Here is a 13,341-nt window from a genome sequence, read left to right as displayed (position 1 = left end):
CCCTGATAAGGGTTTTTTACAATGAAAATCCAGTCAACACAGTTGTAAGATGCCTTATTGTCCTTGGTTTGTCCCTCTGCGGTAGCGGGAAAACAGCTCAAAAGACCATCCCCAAAGGCCGATCTTTGGGCATGGGCATGTTCGGAATGCTCGTCATATTCGCGTAACAAACGCTGGAACTTGGAGCTGGAACACCTTAATGAGGCAGTCCCAGCGGATCCAGATACTCATTCTCAAAGCCGTCTGAACAGGCAACAGGCTGGCGATTCTCGCAGCGACATTTTGGTCAATTCACTGAGGTTTTACCGTGGTTCAAAGACACCGCACGTTGCAATCCTCGGAGTAGCAGAACCGAACAAGAGTCAATAATTTGTTAAATGTCCCTGGGGTGATTTGCTTCTCTGAACCATATTCGTGACTCTCCGAAATATTTCGTAAGTAGCGTCGCCTCTCATCCGTTGGTTCTTCCGGCCCACTCGACGATCCCAAAGGAACCCGTCAAGACAGCCGAATCGAACGCAGCGGAGGGGCACCGCGAAATGCAACAGCGCACACTGACTTCGGCAGCCGAAAACCGACGGGGTTGTCCGCAATGGACAAACCCTGAACGCGTGCAGAAGTCCGCGTCTCTGCACTCCCAACGGACTTCTAAAGAATGGCCGTCATCCCATTCCACCCCGTGCCAACGCGGGAAGCCGAAGGCCACGCGGACCCGCCAGCACCGGAGTACAGCCACAGCTCGCCGGCAGCGTTGCGGGCGAGGATATCCGCACGTCCGTCACCGTCGAAGTCGCCGGGTCCTACCAGGGAATTCATGACGTTCCAGCCCTGCCCGATGGCCTGTCGTGGCAGCCAGCTGCCGTATCCGTTGGGCGGGTAGAGCCAGAGCGCACCGGCGCCGTCGCGGGCAGCAATATCGGACAGGCCGTCACCGTTGAAGTCGCCCACGCCCGTGATCTCGGACATGTCGGACCAGCCGGAGCCCACCCAGGTACGGGGCAGCCAGCCGCCGTTGCCATCGCCGTGATAAACCCACAATGCGCCACCGCGGTCCCGGGCAACCAGGTCTGCGAACCCATCACCGCGGAAGTCGATTCCCTCGATCGCGCTCATGCCCTCCCAGCCACTGCCGATTTGCGCACGAGGCATCCAGCCACCCGAACCGTTGCCCGGGTAGAGCCACAGCACGCCACCGCCGTCGCGGGCCATAACATCAGCCTTGCCGTCCCCATTGAAGTCCCCGGGAGCAACCATGGCCGTCATGACGTTCCAGCCTTGGCCCACCTGCGCACGAGGCAGCCAGCCACCCGAACCGTTGCCCGGATATAACCACAGAACACCGGCGCCGTCCCGAGCCAGAACATCTGCCCGACCGTCGCCGTTGAAGTCGTTCTTGGCGGGTACCGATACGGACCCGTCAATCACGGCTACGGAATCGCTTTCTATGTTGACCACATAAGCCTTGTTTGTGGCGGGGTTCACGGCAGCGGCAAACGGCTCCTGCCCCGTATAGACAGCGGAACTGCTGTTGTCTTGCCCATCGATGATCGTGGTTCCCCGGCCAGAGGTGGGAACGTAAATCTTGTTGCTTGCCTCGTTCACCGCAATGTCCCTAACGGACGAAGAGGTGGGTACTTGGGCTATTTCAGAAAGGGCGGCGGCGTCGATGACTTTGACCGCCCCGTCCATGGAAGAACCGTCCACAGCGACGTAGAGCCTGTTGGTGGCTTGGTTCACCGCCAACTGTCCAAGCTTGCTGGTGCTGCTGAACTTTCCTGTGACAGTGTCTGTTGCTCCATCAATGACACTGACGCCCGCCCCGTATCGGCCGAGCGTTGTGTAGTAGATCTTGTTGGTTGCTTTGTTGATCGCGAGGTCCAGGATGCCGCCGGCACCGATGTTGATCGAAGCGGTGACTTTGGCGCTTGCATCAAGGACCTTGATGGCCCCGCCGGACAGGACATAGGCCTTGCCTGTAGAAGGGTTCACCTGAATGTTCTGGGCGCCACCGGTCAGCGGAACGGTAGTGGTGGCGTTGGTTGCACCATCGATAACGGTGACGCCGCCGCTGATGCCGACATAGATCTTGTTGCTGCTTTCATTCACAGCCAGGACAGACGGTTCCGCGGTCATTGGCACGCGCACAGCGGGACCATACGTGGCCCCGTCCACCACGGAAACATAGCCGCCTGCTGTGGTGATGTAGATCTTGTTGGTCACCGTATTCACGGCAACATCGAAGGCCCTGTCTCCGGCGTCCACGGCAGGCGCCCCGGCTGGTCCCCCAATACGGGTCACGCCTTCGATCGACGTCACGAACACCGTGTTCGTCACAGGGTTAACAGCAATCCTTGCCGGCTGCTCACCTGTCGAGAAAATATCCGTCACCGCGTCGGCCATCGCGGGAGACGTCGGCGAACCGACGGTTCCCAGCAACAAAGTCAGGCCCAGCCCGACGGCGGCTGACCGCGCCGCCGCCCGGCGCCGTCGTCGTACGTTTACTCCCCCAAGCGCGCGCGAACCATCCCCAGCAGCAAACATGGCAAGACCCCCCAAAAGTCGAGACGCGGCAGCGCGTCATAGAACGGGAGTCTACCGGGCGGCTCCGACAACAGAAGCCCCTCCTGTTAACCAACTCTTCCTCCACAGGCCACCCGTTCGAACCCACAAGGCCAACCGTCCCGACCACCGTTGAAAGCGTGAGGATCGCAATCATCGCCGAATCATTCCTGCCACTGATGAATGGGGTAACCCACTCGATACTGCGGGTGCTGGAGCATCTGCAGGAGCGCGGGGATGAGGTGATGGTGATCGCGCCGTCGACGTCGGACACTGATGTTTCGAGCGTCGTCAAGGGTGCGTATGTGCACCGGCTTCCCTCAGTGCCGTTGGCCGGTTACACGAATGTGCGGGTTGCGTTGGGTGGTGTGAATCGGGTCAAGCGAATCCTTGCCGATTTCGCGCCCGACGTCGTTCATCTCGCCTCCCCGTTCGTCCTCGGCTGGCGCGCAGTGCAGGCCGCCGATCAACTCGGCATACCGACGGTTGCGATCTACCAAACCGAAGTTCCCAGTTACGCCGCCCGCTATGGCGTGCCGTTCCTGGAGAACTGGGCGTGGAACCGCGTGGACAACATCCACCTTCTGGCCACCCGAACCCTTGTGCCGTCTACGTTCGCGCTGAACCAGTTGCGCGGACGCGGCATTCTGCGCGTTGATATGTGGCGCCGCGGCGTGGACACCGCGCGCTTCAACCCAGCGAAACGTTCGACGGCGTGGCGCAGCTCGGTAGCGCCTGAAGGTCATCGGATCATCGGCTACGTCGGCCGCCTCGCCGTGGAGAAACAGGTGGAAGACCTTGCCGTGCTCGCGGACCTGCCGGATACGAAGCTAGTGATTGTTGGTGATGGTCCGCAACGGGAAGCACTCCAAACGGCGCTGCCGGACGCGGTTTTCACCGGCTTCCTCGGCGGGGATTCATTGGCGCAGGCCGTTGCTTCCTTCGATCTCTTCGTCCATCCCGGCGAGTTCGAGACGTTCTGCCAGACCATTCAGGAAGCCATGGCATCGGGCGTTCCTGTGGTCGCGACCGGCCGCGGCGGCCCCTTGGACCTCGTAGAAAACTCCCGAACGGGTTGGCTGTACGAGCCGGGAAACCTCACCCAACTTCGGGACTATGTGCAGGACCTGATGGGCGACGACGCCAAGCGGCGCGCGTTCGCAGCGGCAGCAACCGCTTCGGTCCAAGGCCGGACGTGGCCCGTGCTCACCGCGGACTTGGTGCGGCATTACAACGAAGTCGTCGCCGGCATTCCCAGCGAAGCCGGCCCCACTGAACTGACCTCAAGCAAAGGACCCTCCTCATGAAGATCTCCGTGATCGGCTGCGGCTACCTCGGCGCAGTCCACGCCGCAACGCTCGCGTCCATGGGCCACACCGTGGTGGGCATCGACGTAGATTCCCACAAGGTTGAGCAGCTCAACAAAGCGCTGGCCCCCTTCCACGAGCCCGGCCTGGACGAACTGCTCAGCGACGGCCGCACCACGGGCCGTCTGAAGTTCACCACTGACTTCTCAGCGGCAGCCGACGCCAAAGTCCATTTCCTCTGCGTGGGCACACCGCAGTCCAAGACCTCTGACACGGCCGATCTTTCCCATCTGATGAGCGCCACGAAGAGCCTCCTCCCCCACTTGGCCAAGAGTGCCGCCGTCGTGGGTAAGTCCACCGTGCCGGTAGGCACCGTGGAGACGCTGCACGCGGTCCTGGCCCGCCGCTCGGACGTCCTGCTCGGCTGGAACCCTGAGTTCCTGCGCCAGGGCACGGCCGTCAAGGATTCGTTGGTCCCCGATCGTCTGGTTTACGGCGTCCCCGGCGGGAAGGGCGCCGCAGCCGGCGCTCCCGTGACTGCCGTTCTGGATGCCGTGTACGAGCCCCTGATCAGCGCCGGCATCCCCCGTTTGGTTTGCAACTTTGCCACCGCGGAGCTGATCAAGTCGGCGTCGAACGCTTTCCTGGCCACGAAGGTCAGCTTCATCAACGCAATGGCAGAGCTCTGTGACGCCTCGAGTGCCGACGTAAGCGAACTCAGTGAAGCCATGGGCCTGGACCCGCGTATCGGGAACCGTTACCTGCATGCGGGACTCGGGTTCGGCGGCGGCTGCCTGCCCAAGGACATCCGCTCCTTCCGAGCCCAGGCACGCGAACTCGACGTCCCGTCCGTGGACCGATGGATGGAATTGGTGGACACCATCAACCTGGACCAGCGCACCCGCGCCGTGGATGTGGCACGGGAAATGTGCCGAGGTTTCCTGTCCGGCAGAACGGTGACGATCCTCGGTGCTGCGTTCAAGCCAGACACTGACGACATCCGCGACTCACCCGCCCTTGATGTTGCCCAGCAGCTCGCTTCTGCCGGTGCGCACGTGACCGTCACCGACCCCAAAGCCATCAACAACGCTTGGATCCGCTACCCCCAGATCCGTTTCGAGGCATCCACCAAGCGCGCCCTTGAGGGCGCTGAGCTGGTGCTTCTGCTCACTGAATGGGACGAATACGTCTCCCTTTCGCCGTCGTTTGCGGGCTCGCTCGTACGACGGCGGATGGTGCTGGACGCTCGGAACGTGCTGGACGCTGAGGCTTGGCGAAGCGCGGGATGGACCGTCCGCGGGTTAGGGACCGGAGCGGCGGTGGTGGCGGAGGAAATGTTCCTCTAGCTGTACTGCCCAGACAGGTTGGTTAAGCGGCTGATGGGCGGGTGGCCTCCGATTGCGGTGTGGGGCCTGTGGTGATTGTAGTGGTGCAGCCATGCCGGGAGGGCGTTTCTGCGGGCTGATTCGGTGGCGTAGAAGCGTTTGAAGGCCCATCCGTCGGCGAGGGTTCGGTGGAAGCGTTCGATCTTTCCGTTGGTCTGCGGGCGGTAGGGCCGGGTCTTCTTTGCCTTGATGTTCAGCTCCCGGCAGGTATCTCGCCAGAGGTGGGACTTGTAGGCCGAGCCGTTGTCTGACAGGACCCGCTCGACGGTGACGCCGCGGGCAGCGAACCAGGACACGGCACGCCTGAGCACTCCAACTGCGGTGGCCGCTGTTTCGTCGCCATGGATTTCGGCGTAGGCGATCCGGGAATGGTCGTCGATGACCGTGTGCACATAGGCAGTGCCTATGACCGGGTGGCTGCGGCTGCCGGACCTGACCGGTGTCGCTGCACGGTTCCGGTCGCCCTGATTTCGGCCTACGTAGCGCCATCCGCCGCCGTCGGGGATATTGCCGAGCTTCTTCACATCGACGTGGATCATCGCCCCGGGCCTGTCGTGCTCGTAGCGGCGGATGATCTCGCCGGTGCGTTTATCCACGTGATGGAGGCGGTTCAGCCGGCACCGGACCAGAACCGCGTGCACGGTCGAGGCCGGCATGGCCAGCTTCGCGCCGATCGCGACCGGCCCCAGCCGTTGCTTCCAGCGCAGATGCACGACTTTGCGCACCAGCTGCTGCGGCGTCCGGTTCGCCACCCTGTGCGGGCGGGAGGATCTGTCGGCCATGCCTGCCTCGCCCATCGCGGCATAGCGCTCAGCCCAGCGCTTCGCCGTCGGCCAGGAGCAATTGAACTGTTCGGCGGCCCGCGACACCGGCCAACCGTGTTCTACGACCAGACGCGCGACGCGTAAACGTTGGCGTGGCGTCAAAGCGGCATTAGCGTGGGACATGAGGACCTCCTGGTCGCCTCAGCGGTTGTCTAAGCAACTCCACTGTGCAACCGGAGGTCCTCACCTTTGGGTCAACGACTCCAGCGAGTCATCACATTCACCCAACCAACGTCCCTGGGCAGTACATCTAGCCGGCTCGAACTCCCGGGAACATCACGACAAGTACCGCCGTTATCCACAATGTAAGAAACCTTTTTCCTTACAAGGAGGTAGGGCAATGAGGTGGCGTGGCCGGGTTATCACCAGAGGCCTTGTTGATCTCAAAGCGGGTGCCGAGCAGAATACCAAGGACCGCTCGCACCCTTGGAGCAGATATGTGGCGCTTGGGGATTCCTTTACCGAAGGGATTGGGGATCCGGAACCAGGAAGCGTCGGAGGGCTGCGCGGCTGGGCTGACCGCGTTGCCGAAGAACTCGCAGCCGACCACCCGGATCTTGCCTATGCCAACCTTGCCGTGCGTGGGTTGCTGCTGCAGCAGATCCTCGACCAGCAGATCGGTCAGGCACTGACCCTGAAGCCTGACCTGATCACGTTGTCTGCCGGCGGGAACGATATGGTGTTCCACGGCAGCGATCCGGACAAGCTTGCCAGCAAACTTGAGACCGGAGTGAGCCTTTTGGCTGAGACGGGCGCGAAGATTGTTTTGTTTACGGGACCCGATTGGGGATCCACCCCGATACTGGGACGCAACCGCGGCAAAGTGGCCATCTTTAACGAGAACGTTCACGCTATTGCTGCCCGTCACGGCACATTCATCACAGATCTCTGGGCCCTGAGGCAACTCAAGGACCCAAGTATGTGGGACCCTGACCGGCTGCACCTCTCCCCGCTGGGTCATCACACGGTTGCCATGGCAGTACTGGATACCCTCAATGTCCCGCATACGCTGCGGCCGTTTGAACCCAAAGAGCTGCCTGAAAGCAGCTGGCGCCAAGCCAGGGCCGGTGACCTCGCGTGGGCAAGGGCATACTTTTTCCCTTGGGTGTTCAAGCAGCTGCGACCCCACGGTTCCGTAGAGGAACGCCGGGCGAAGCGGCCGTCTGCTGGCCCTGTCTTCGAAAGCGAGAACCCTTCGGAAGCGTCCAAGGCACTGGTGGAGCGATGACTTTTCGTTCCTCAGCAGAGGCCGTGCAAGGAGGTTCCATCAAGGCCAAGGGCGTCTTAACAAGGATGCGTGTTGGGCGTATTTTATTTGTGTAGATCCGCCCCACCGAAACCCGTTAAACCGTAGCCCGGTGCCGACACCGGGCAAGACCCTCTATTGGTAATTCAATCTTCGGGAGCTCACCGTGGACACGGGAGTGATAACGGCTTATATCGTCGGTTATCTCATAACTGCAATCACGGTGTTTGTGTTTTGTCTGCCAGCCATAGTGCTCTTTGTGATTCTGTTGCTGGTGGCAGGGGCACTTCGGGTGTTGGTGTGGCCACTGGAGTTGCTGATCCGGAAACTGCGCCGGCACCCGAAGGAAACGCAAACGGACCAATCGTGGTTGTTGGGCTCAGGTTAGGAGCCGTGCAGGTCTATTAGCGAGTCCGTTAGCGAGAAGGAGGAAAACGATGAACATCGGACAAAAGCCAGAAGCGCCGCGTGAAGTACCTGAAGCAGACGCTGTTGAGCAGCAGACGCCCGTCCTACCCGAGGGCTCTGAAGAGTCTGAGCTCATGAAACCGCTACCTGATGACGCCCCTGAGGCCGATGTTCTGGAGCAGCGGACAGACGTGCTTCCCGGCGGTTCAGCGTTTACACGACTCGCTGGCATGTCTGAAGCAGAGGCCGCGGAAGGAGACTATATCGAGCAGGCACTCGCGCCCTCCTTCGACGAGGAAGACGACTACCGCGAAAACAACGAGGAGGTCGGCTAGAAGCAGCCCCCAATCCGTGCGCTAAGTCATAGAAGACTTCTCCTGTTGGGGCCCGTGTGACCGGTGTTACTGTCGCACCACGCGCCTTTTCGCATGGGCGCACTCTAAGGGGGCAACACATTGCACACACAACTTTCGCGCGCCGGAAAACACTCGCTTTTCGGCGGCAAGTCGGCACGGGGTTTTCGCGGTAAAGCTCTGGGAATCACAGCCATCGGATCACTGATGATTTTGCTGACCGGTTGCGGTTCGGGGTCAATGGGAGCTGCTGGATCGGTGAGCAGCACCACGGAATCGACGTCCGCATCTGCGTCGCCTACGCCTACTCCAACGCCAAGCAAGATAGCCGGGAAAGCCTGCACCACAGAGAAGAACACCCAAGTCGCGGCGGGCGAAACATACATTTGCACAGTCGATCAATCGGGAAAACTCGCCTGGCTGGACTCTGCAACAGCAGTAAAGCTTTCTGATCAACGCGCTGCAGACGCCGCGGCAAAAGCCGCGGCGGAGAAGGCGGCAGCGGACGCAGCCGCGAAAGTGGCAGCGGACAAGGCAGCGGCTGACAAGGCTGCCGCAGACAAACTTGCCGCCGACCAAGCGGCCGCTGCCAAAGCCGCCGCAGATCAGGCCGCTGCTGCCGCTGCGGCTGCGAAGCCTGCCCCCGCCGCTCAAAGTGGGTGCGACCCGAACTACGCCGGTGCCTGCGTACCTGTTGCGTCCGACGTCGACTGTGCCGGAGGTAAAGGCAACGGACCGGCCTACGTGAGAGGCCCAGTGACGGTGGTTGGTTCTGACATCTACGGCTTGGACAACGACCACGACGGAATCGGTTGTGAGTAGTAGCCACTGAACCAGTAGAGATCAATGGCCCATTCGCGGTGGGCTCGCAGACCCTCATGACGCCACCCGGGGATGAACCCATCCAGTTGCGCATCGCGGAGGTAGTGGACGGCGAGGTGTTCGTCGACGAAGCACGCGTCGATGAGCTGGGCGGCTCACCACCTAGTCCGTCCCAGCAAACACTCATTTTTGCGTGAAGCGAACCCAAAAAGCCATGATTTGCTCGCCTTTGGATACCTAGAGCGAACGAAAGAACACCTAGTCCCGATTTCCGGCCATAGTCTGCTTTTGTGCCTTCGGGACGAGAAACCCGGTGTCCGGCGGGAACCCCACTCGTCCTAGGCGAAGGAGGCACGACGGCACGGCTCCACCTAAGAACCCCCAGGTGGAGTCGTGCCCAGCCGGCTTGCCGAGTGGGCTTATCTAAGGCTTGAGGGACTTCGGCGCAAACGGACCAACCGGAACACGATGCCCACCACAAACATCAGCACACCCAGCCCGACGGACAGCGGCGGCAGCGTCGCAACCAATGCCACACAAGCAACAGCTCCAGCGACCTGGAGTGCCTTTGGGTACCGGCGGTCCTCGGCGGGCTGAGTGAAGGCCGCGATATTTGCGACCAAGTAATAAAGCAGCACGCCGAACGACGAGAAGCCGATTGCACCACGAAGGTCAGCCACGGCAATGATCAGGGAAATCACTACGGCCAGCGTTGTTTCGGCCCGGTGTGGAACCTTGTACCGCGGATGGACGGCGGCGAGCCAGTGCGGGAGGTCGTGCTCGCGTGCCATCGCCAAACTGGTCCGGCCCAGCCCTGCAATCAGCGCGAGGAGGGCACCCAGCGAGGCCACTGCCGCTCCGATCCGAACGAGGGGAGCAGCCCAGGACATCGCACCGGCGTCGACGGCGTCTGCGAGGGGTGTCGGCGTTCCGGAAACGCCGTCGGGTCCCAGGGTCGCTAACAGCGTGACAGCGATCATGGCATAGATAACGATCGTAATTCCCAGGGCGATGCTGATGGCCCGGGGTATGGTGCGGCGGGGCTCTCGAACTTCCTCCCCCATCGTGGCGATCCTCGCGTATCCGGCGAAGGCAAAGAAAAGCAGCCCAGCCGACTGCAGTATGCCGTACCAGCCGTGCGCCAGCAGCCCCTCCCCCACAAAATTGCTGAAGTCAGGTCCGGAACCACCCCAAACGGCCGCCACTGCTATCGCCAGAGCGGTCAGGACGGCGATCACCAGGATTCGCGTAAGTCCCGCGGTGCGGGTTACTCCGTGATAGTTCACAGCGGTCAAAATTACGACGGCGGCAATCGCCACCGGGCGTTCCCAGCCCGCCGGCGCGGCATAGGCTGCGAAGGTCATGGCCATGGCTGCAGCGCTGGCCGTCTTGCCGATCACGAATCCCCACCCAGCCAGGAAGCCGTACCAGGGCCCAAGCCGCTCACGTCCGTAGACGTATGTTCCGCCGGAGGTGGGGTACCTGGCAGCGAGTTGTGCGGAAGACGTCGCATTGCAGAAGGCCACGAAGGCCGCGACAATCAAACCAATCAGCAGTCCGGATCCTGCTGCCGCAGCGGCTGGTGTGAACGCCGCGAAGACGCCGGCACCGATCATGGAGCCTAAGCCGATGAGGGAAGCATCGAAGGTGCCGAGGCGGCGGGCCAAGGCCGGGGAATTGCTCACGAGAACCCTTCACGCATTAAGGTCTGAGCTCTGCCGGTGTCACCGGCGGACTCGTACTGGAAGATACGTTCAGCCTAACGTGAGTCAGCGCGCCGCCATTGAATTGCCCACGAGGATGAAGAGGCCGTTACGCGAGGTTGCGCCGGTCTTTCGCAGTGCGTTGGAAATATGGTTTTCCACTGTTCTCGCGCTGATCCCCAGATGTTCAGCAATCTCAACGTTCGAGCGATGTCCCGCCAACGCGGCAACCTCAATTTCGCGTTCCGTGAGGGGCGTAGTCCTGAAAGTGTTGAAGGATAGCTGCTCGTTGGTTGACGGGAACCTTGCCGCGAACAAAGACGAAGCTTCGGCCATGGCCTCGGCCGCTGCCGTGTTCCCCTCCAGAACGTGACGCTTGAGGGCACCTCGAAGCAGCATGCCGATCTGATAGTTGTCGGCGTCCAGTTCGTAGTGCTTCAGGAGGAGACCGAGCAGCTTGTGATCGCCTTCCACAACCGCGCTGGCAACGGCCATCATCTGGTCATGAGCCGTTACCCCACTGTCCCGCAGGATCTTGCGGAGGATATCAAGAACTGGTCCTCCGGGACACAGGCATGTGCAGAGCAGCGCCGTCATTGTTGCTTCCAGGATGTAGCCGCTCTTCATCTGGCGTTTGATGAGCTTTACTGCCCGCCGATCAAAAACTGAGGGTTGGGTAGTCTCTGCGGCAACGAGCTCATGTACACCCTTGCCGATGCCGGGCAATGGGCCAACATCAGGCACCTCACTCCGCGCCTGCGAGGCGATGGACAACGCCGGTGAGATGGCCGTCGTCGCGTGCCGTAGGCCGGCGAGCCGCAGCATCGCGTCATAAAGGACATCGACGACGAAGCCGGGCCGGCCCATGGCAAAGACACTACTCATGAGGTATTCGGCTTCTTCGAAGTACCCGCGGTACAGCAGGCCGTGCGCTGCAACATAGCTACTGGCCACCACACCGAATTGATCGAGGTTTCGGCGGGCCTCGGCACGCCAATCCAGCGCGAAGACCAAGGAGTCCTCGATCCTGCCTGCTGCAAAGAGCGCGAACCCGTGAAGGAACGGACGGAGGTGGGGGAAGGCGTCGTCATCCTCAGCCTTCTCGGTCACGCTGAGAACCGTACCCGGCCGAAAGCGATACAGGTCAAGCAAGCTTTGGACGAGTCCCTCCAAACCGGGCGGATCGTGCTCAGAGCCCCCGGCAGAAGGCTCCGTTCTCGGCGGGATCCGGCCGTGCGAGGCGTTGATAAAGAGGATCGCGGCCTCGGCAGTAGAGGCCTGTTCGGGGTTGTGCTCAGCGAATCCTTTCAGGATGTCCACTGCCGTACTCACGCCTTGCCCTGAGTAGATTGCAAGGAAAGCCTTGGTGATCGTGAGAAAGAGAACGTCAGTCGGGTCGCCGTTGAGAGTGGACGTCTCCCGGCAGACGCGAGTGGCACGCATGACGTCCACGGGCGCTCCCCAGTAGACCCTGAGCAGAGCTGCGGCGTTGGTTGCCGATTTGTTCGCTTGCCATCGTTCATAGCGCGTGCGTTCGCGAGCGGCACTGTGATCGTCAAAATGCCGGGCCGTTACGGCGTCGTCGTTTCCTTTCTCGAGCCGCAAGGATGCGAGCACCCGGGATAAGCAGTCGGCAGTGGTTGAATTGCCCTGCGCACTTTGAGGCACAGTCTCAAGTGCTCCAGCGATCTTGTTCCGGAGGAGATGCCGGTCCCTGAGCGTCTTCTGGCCCCTGAAATAATCGGCGATGACGGGCGGACTTATAGCGGCGATCGGCCCATTGTGGTGATCGTCCATAACCGACAGGAATCCCCGCCGTTCAAGGCCTTCCAACACGTCGGGCTGCACCACCTTTTGCAGAACGTCTACGCGGGCTGTGCCAAGGATTGCCATGGTGTGCAGGGCAGTGATTTCTTCCGTGGCCAGGTCCGCAAGGAGTGCCTCCAGAGTTCCTCTCAGATGGTCGTTCCAGAGGGTGTCACCCGTCATCTGCCACTGCCGGCCACGCATGACCAGCAGCTCGCTTAAGGCAGCAGTCTCCGTGATCCGGACAATGAGTCGAGGGTTTCCGCCGGACTTTGTCAGGATTCGCGCGGTTGTGTCCGCGTCTGCAGGAGCCCCCAAGACCTGAGCCACCAAGGTGTGTACCTGCTCATAGTGGAGTGGGTCCAGTTGCATCAAGGCTTCACGGCCACTGTTCATGACGGCCAGTTGCCCCCGTGAGAACGAGCCGTTGTCCGGAGCCGTAACGATCAGCGGACAGTCGGACCTTCGCCGAACCGACTCCAGGACTGCCAGCGATTCGTTGTCCACCAGATGGATGTCGTCAACTACCAGCACGTGCTTTCCGGCCTTGGACAACTGGCTTGAGAGCGCATCCGCGATGTCCATGACTCCACTGCGGCCGGGCCGAAGCTCCAACCCCAGGCTCTTAATGGCGGAGTAAGGAATGGAGCGATGCGTGCGCAGGCCGCTGATGAAGTGGATAGCCATCCCGGTTTTTTCCAAGTTGGCCACCACGTTTTGCACCACCGTGGTCCTGCCGCTTCCGGGTGCCCCAATAATCCGCACGCCTATGCCGCGGCCAACGAAATCGAGGATGCGCTGAACCTCAGAATCGAACACTCGATCCAACCTTCTGTTTCTGTGGATGACCGACATGCGGCTCACTTCGCAGGTTAGATCTCGGAAACGGGACTAGGTGGCAAAACAGCCTTGCACAGGCCGTTTAACG

10 protein-coding genes are annotated in these 13,341 nt (G+C 61.3%); 6 read left to right on the top strand and 4 right to left on the bottom strand.

Annotated elements, in window-relative coordinates:
* Window positions 1-648: 648 nt before the first annotated feature.
* A complete protein-coding gene (locus ACZ5G6_RS06295) occupies window positions 649-2,541 on the bottom strand; it encodes an FG-GAP-like repeat-containing protein (protein WP_498690215.1) in 1,893 nt (630 codons plus the stop codon).
* A 158-nt stretch (window positions 2,542-2,699) separates the two neighbouring features.
* Between ACZ5G6_RS06295 and ACZ5G6_RS06290 the strand changes: the two genes are divergently transcribed.
* Both ACZ5G6_RS06290 and ACZ5G6_RS06285 read left to right on the top strand, forming a co-directional pair.
* Window positions 2,700-3,866 (top strand): glycosyltransferase family 4 protein, encoded by a 1,167-nt coding sequence (locus tag ACZ5G6_RS06290; protein WP_498690213.1) that lies wholly within the window; start codon window positions 2,700-2,702, stop codon window positions 3,864-3,866.
* A complete protein-coding gene (locus ACZ5G6_RS06285; RefSeq protein WP_498690211.1) occupies window positions 3,863-5,212 on the top strand; it encodes a UDP-glucose dehydrogenase family protein in 1,350 nt (449 codons plus the stop codon). Before ACZ5G6_RS06290 ends, ACZ5G6_RS06285 begins: the two co-directional genes overlap by 4 nt.
* Here the strand turns inward: ACZ5G6_RS06285 and ACZ5G6_RS06280 are convergent.
* Window positions 5,209-6,198, bottom strand: a complete 990-nt coding sequence (locus ACZ5G6_RS06280) for an IS481 family transposase (protein WP_498686341.1) — start codon at window positions 6,196-6,198, stop codon at window positions 5,209-5,211. The genes ACZ5G6_RS06285 and ACZ5G6_RS06280 overlap by 4 nt on opposite strands.
* Before the next feature lie 217 nt (window positions 6,199-6,415).
* Here ACZ5G6_RS06280 and ACZ5G6_RS06275 point away from each other — a divergent pair, with 217 nt between their 5' ends.
* The 4 genes from ACZ5G6_RS06275 to ACZ5G6_RS06260 all read left to right on the top strand — a co-directional run bounded on the left by ACZ5G6_RS06275 (window position 6,416) and on the right by ACZ5G6_RS06260 (window position 9,101).
* Entirely contained in the window at window positions 6,416-7,303 is an 888-nt protein-coding gene (locus ACZ5G6_RS06275; protein WP_498690210.1) for an SGNH/GDSL hydrolase family protein, read from the top strand.
* Between the two features lie 455 nt (window positions 7,304-7,758).
* Window positions 7,759-8,064, top strand: a complete 306-nt coding sequence (locus ACZ5G6_RS06270) for an Rv3202a family protein (RefSeq protein WP_223936225.1) — start codon at window positions 7,759-7,761, stop codon at window positions 8,062-8,064.
* A 276-nt stretch (window positions 8,065-8,340) separates the two neighbouring features.
* Window positions 8,341-8,904, top strand: coding sequence for a hypothetical protein (locus ACZ5G6_RS06265; protein WP_498690208.1), 564 nt, complete (start codon window positions 8,341-8,343; stop codon window positions 8,902-8,904).
* A 38-nt stretch (window positions 8,905-8,942) separates the two neighbouring features.
* Window positions 8,943-9,101, top strand: a complete 159-nt coding sequence (locus ACZ5G6_RS06260; protein WP_498690207.1) for a hypothetical protein — start codon at window positions 8,943-8,945, stop codon at window positions 9,099-9,101.
* Window positions 9,102-9,323: 222 nt separating this feature from the next.
* On the opposite strand, the gene ACZ5G6_RS06255 is transcribed toward ACZ5G6_RS06260, so the two are convergent.
* Both ACZ5G6_RS06255 and ACZ5G6_RS06250 read right to left on the bottom strand, forming a co-directional pair.
* Entirely contained in the window at window positions 9,324-10,589 is a 1,266-nt protein-coding gene (locus tag ACZ5G6_RS06255) for an APC family permease (RefSeq protein ID WP_498690205.1), read from the bottom strand.
* Window positions 10,590-10,673: 84 nt separating this feature from the next.
* Window positions 10,674-13,232, bottom strand: coding sequence for a helix-turn-helix transcriptional regulator (locus tag ACZ5G6_RS06250; protein ID WP_498690204.1), 2,559 nt, complete (start codon window positions 13,230-13,232; stop codon window positions 10,674-10,676).
* Between the last annotated feature and the right edge of the window lie 109 nt (window positions 13,233-13,341).

It is taken from the genome of Arthrobacter sp. TmtSoilC51 (assembly GCF_055388015.1).
This window is presented reverse-complemented; position numbering and strand designations above follow the sequence as displayed.

Coding starts and splice junctions, on each gene's coding strand:
- ACZ5G6_RS06295 (WP_498690215.1), bottom strand. CDS start 2,541: ATGTTTGCTGCTGGGGATGGTTCGCGCGCGCTTGGGGGAGTAAACGTA.
- ACZ5G6_RS06285 (WP_498690211.1), top strand. CDS start 3,863: ATGAAGATCTCCGTGATCGGCTGCGGCTACCTCGGCGCAGTCCACGCC.
- ACZ5G6_RS06280 (WP_498686341.1), bottom strand. CDS start 6,198: ATGTCCCACGCTAATGCCGCTTTGACGCCACGCCAACGTTTACGCGTC.
- ACZ5G6_RS06275 (WP_498690210.1), top strand. CDS start 6,416: ATGAGGTGGCGTGGCCGGGTTATCACCAGAGGCCTTGTTGATCTCAAA.
- ACZ5G6_RS06270 (WP_223936225.1), top strand. CDS start 7,759: ATGAACATCGGACAAAAGCCAGAAGCGCCGCGTGAAGTACCTGAAGCA.